This window comes from Actinotalea ferrariae CF5-4 (assembly GCF_000603945.1).
GTDB classification, from domain to species: domain Bacteria; phylum Actinomycetota; class Actinomycetes; order Actinomycetales; family Cellulomonadaceae; genus Actinotalea; species Actinotalea ferrariae.
In genome coordinates this window covers 1-3,202 of record NZ_AXCW01000322.1, presented here as the reverse complement: position 1 = coordinate 3,202, position 3,202 = coordinate 1, and the positions used below count along the sequence as shown (strand labels likewise).

Genomic DNA, 3,202 nt, shown 5'->3' with positions numbered 1-3,202 from the left:
CGCCCCGGCCGCGCCGCCACCGCGGGCGACCGCACCCGTCGATCTGCCCGTCGAGCTGCCGGCCGACGCGACGCCCGGTGCCCGACCCGAGGGCCGGCCCGGCTCCGTGGTGCTCCCGCTCTCGCGGACGACCCTCGTCCGGGGCTTCGAGGAGCCGACCGCCCGCTGGGGTCCGGGTCACCGCGGCGTGGACCTCGCGGCGCCGGTCGGGACGGCGGTGCTCTCCCCCGCCGACGGTGTCGTCGTCGTCGCCACCCGCGTCGTGGACCGGGACGTGGTCACCGTCCGGCACGACGACGGGCTGCGCTCCAGCCTCGAGCCGGTGCTCCCCGACCTTGCGGTCGGGACGGTCGTCGCCGCCGGTGCCGTCGTCGGCCACGTCTCGACGGGCGGCCACTGCGTCGGCTGCCTGCACTGGGGCGTGCGCGAGGGGGACGTCTACGTCGACCCGCTGGCTCTGCTCGACGTGGAGCGTGAGGTCCGGCTCCTCCCGGTGGGTGACCGGTGAGGGGTTCAGTCGCGCTCGCTCTCCTGCAGGGAGGTCCGCAGCCGGAGCATGGCGGCGGTGTGCATCTGGGAGATCCGCGACTCGGTGACCCCGAGCACGCGACCGATCTCCGCGAGGGTCATGCCCTCGTAGTAGTACAGGACCAGGACGATCTTCTCCCGCTCGCCCAGCCGTTCGATCGCCCGGGCCAGCAGGATCTTGGTCTCCTGGGCCTCCACGGTGCCCGCCGGGTCCTCCGCCCCCGGGTCCTCGAGCGTGTCGATGAGCGACAGCGAGTCACCGCGCTCGGAGCCGGAGCCCGAGCCGAGGAGCTCGTCCAGGGCGGCGACGTTCACCGTCGACAGCTGGGTGAAGACCGCGCGGAGCTCCGAGACGTCGATCTTCAGCCGGGCGGCCACCTCGTGCTCGGTGGGTGCCCGCCGCAGCTCGCCCTCGAGCTCCGCGAAGGCCCGGTCGACCGCTCGCGCCTTGGTGCGCACGGATCGGGGGATCCAGTCGATGGCCCGGAGCTCGTCGATGATCGCGCCCCGGATGCGCGAGCTGGCGTAGGTCTCGAACTTCACCTCGCGGTCCGTCTGGTACTTCTCGATGGCGTCGATGAGCCCGAACATCCCGTAGGAGACCAGGTCGGCCTGCTCCACCGTGCTGGGCAGGCCCGCGCCCACCCGGTTGGCGACCATCGTCACCAGCGGTGCGTAGTGGAGGATCAGGTCCTCCCGCGCCGCGCGGTCCCCGGACCCCTTGAAGCACGCCCAGAGGGACTCGACCGTGACGGCGTCCTCGCCGGAGCCGGCCATCGCGGGTCGCGGGACGCGCGTGGCGCCGGCGACGCCGTCCGCAGCGGACCGCGAGGACCTGGCCTGGGCTGACATCCGGCTCGTCCTCCTCAGGCTCGCGGATGCGCCAGCTCGTACGAGCGGCGGAGTCGGTCAGGGGTCACATGGGTGTAGCGCTGCGTGGTGGCTAGTGAAGCATGCCCGAGGAGCTCCTGGACGCTGCGGAGGTCCGAGCCGCCCTGCAGCAGGTGCGTCGCCGCCGTGTGCCGCAGGGCGTGCGGCGCGATGTCGTCGACGCCTGCCGCCCGGGACAGGCGGTGCACCGCCTCGCGGGCACGGCGCTGGTCCAGCCGGCCCCCCCGCGCCCCGACCAGCAGGGCGGGTGTCCCGCTCCCCCGGGCGACGAGGGCCGGCCGCGTCGCCGTCAGGTACCGGTCGAGGGCGCGCGCCGCGGGCACCCCGTAGGGCACGACGCGCTCCCTCGCCCCCTTGCCGAGGACCCGCAGCGTCCGGGTGCCCTGGTCCACGTCGTCCGCGTCGGCACCGACGAGCTCGCCCACGCGCACACCCGTCGCGTAGAGCAGCTCGACGAGCACCCAGTCGCGGACGTCCTCCGGCGTGCCGGACCCCGCGGTCTCCCGCGCGGCGTCGACGAGACGGGCGGCGTCGTCCACCGCGAGCGCGCTGGGCAGGTGACCGGCACCCCGCGCGGCGACGAGCCGTCGGGCGGGATCGGTGGGCAGCAGGCCGCGGTCGTGCGCCCACCCGTAGAACGACCGCACGGCCGCCCCTCGACGCGCGACGGTCGACCGCGAGCGGCCCGTCGCCACCATCGAGCCGAGCCACGCCCGCAGGGTCACGAGGTCGACCGCGTCCCACGCGAGCCCGCGGCGTCGGGCGAAGGCGAGGACGTGCTCCACGTCCGAGCTGTACGCGCGGACCGTGTGGGCGGACAGCCCCCGCTCGGCGAGGAGGTGGGTGCGGAACGCCCCCACCACCTGGTCCTCAGGCCCGTCGGCGCCGTCGTCCCCTGCCCCGTGCATGCCCCTACCGTGACGGACCCGGCCCGTCCTCACAAGGTGGGACACGCCCGATTCACCCGCTGCGTCCGACGACGCCGCACCGTCCTCAGCAGTCGAGCGGCACGGCGCCGTGCGTCCGGGCGCGGCGCCAGCGGTCACCGCGCCGTTCCGCGAGCCCGGCGAGCTCCAGGACACCGAGCGCCCCCCGGGCCTGCGCCGCCGAGACCCCCGCCACCCGCGTGAGGGACCCCACCTCCGCCCACGCCCGGACCGGGAGGGCGTCGAGGACCTGGCGTGCTGCGTTGTCGAGGCCGTCGGCCGGGTCCGGGAGCTCGGCGGACGGCGGTCGACCGTCCGCCGGGACGCCGCCGCCGAGCAGCTCCAGGACCTCGGCCGCGTCCGTGACGCACACGGCCGCGCCGTCACGCAGGAGGCGGTGACAGCCCGCCGACGCCGCGGAGGTCACGGGCCCCGGCACCGCCCCCACGGGTCGCAGGAGGGCCGCCGCACGGCCCGCTGTGCTCAGGGCACCCGACCGCCAGGCCGCCTCCACGACGACGGTCGCCCCGGTCATCGCGGCGATGAGCCGGTTGCGCTGCAGGAAGCGCTGCCGGCTGGGGACGCTGCCGGGCGGCACCTCGCTCACGAGGGCACCGACGCCGTCCTGCAGCGCCAGGAGGAGCCGGGCGTTGCCCGCCGGGTACAGGCGGTCGACGCCGCCGGCGAGGACCGCCACCGTCACCCCGTCCGCGGCGAGCGCCGCCCGGTGCGCGGCGGCGTCGATGCCGTACGCGCCCCCGGAGACGACGACCCGGCCCGCCGCGACGACACCGGCCGCGAGGTCCGCCGTCACGTGCTCCCCGTAGCGGGTGCACGCGCGCGCCCCGATGACGGCG

4 protein-coding genes are annotated in these 3,202 nt (G+C 76.2%); 1 reads left to right on the top strand and 3 read right to left on the bottom strand.

Going from position 1 to position 3,202, the window contains the following annotated elements; genetic code table 11:
• A partial coding sequence (locus N866_RS17070; protein WP_245612643.1) for a M23 family metallopeptidase occupies nt 1–508 on the top strand: 508 nt, incomplete at its 5' end.
• A gap of 5 nt (nt 509–513) precedes the next feature.
• Here the strand turns inward: N866_RS17070 and whiG are convergent.
• The 3 genes from whiG to N866_RS17055 form a co-directional block, all read right to left on the bottom strand.
• Nucleotides 514–1,380, bottom strand: coding sequence for an RNA polymerase sigma factor WhiG (gene whiG, locus N866_RS17065; RefSeq protein ID WP_034228748.1), 867 nt, complete (start codon nt 1,378–1,380; stop codon nt 514–516).
• 14 nt (nt 1,381–1,394) lie between these two features.
• Nucleotides 1,395–2,327: a tyrosine recombinase XerC gene (locus N866_RS17060; RefSeq protein WP_034228745.1), complete on the bottom strand. Its 933-nt coding sequence runs from the start codon at nt 2,325–2,327 to the stop codon at nt 1,395–1,397.
• An 85-nt stretch (nt 2,328–2,412) separates the two neighbouring features.
• The coding region (locus N866_RS17055) for a DNA-processing protein DprA (RefSeq protein ID WP_034228743.1) at nt 2,413–3,202 on the bottom strand (790 nt) is incomplete at its 5' end.

Bases quoted from the DNA above. Each gene is read 5' to 3' on its own strand.
- whiG (WP_034228748.1), bottom strand. From the start codon at position 1,380: ATGTCAGCCCAGGCCAGGTCCTCGCGGTCCGCTGCGGACGGCGTCGCC.
- N866_RS17060 (WP_034228745.1), bottom strand. From the start codon at position 2,327: ATGCACGGGGCAGGGGACGACGGCGCCGACGGGCCTGAGGACCAGGTG.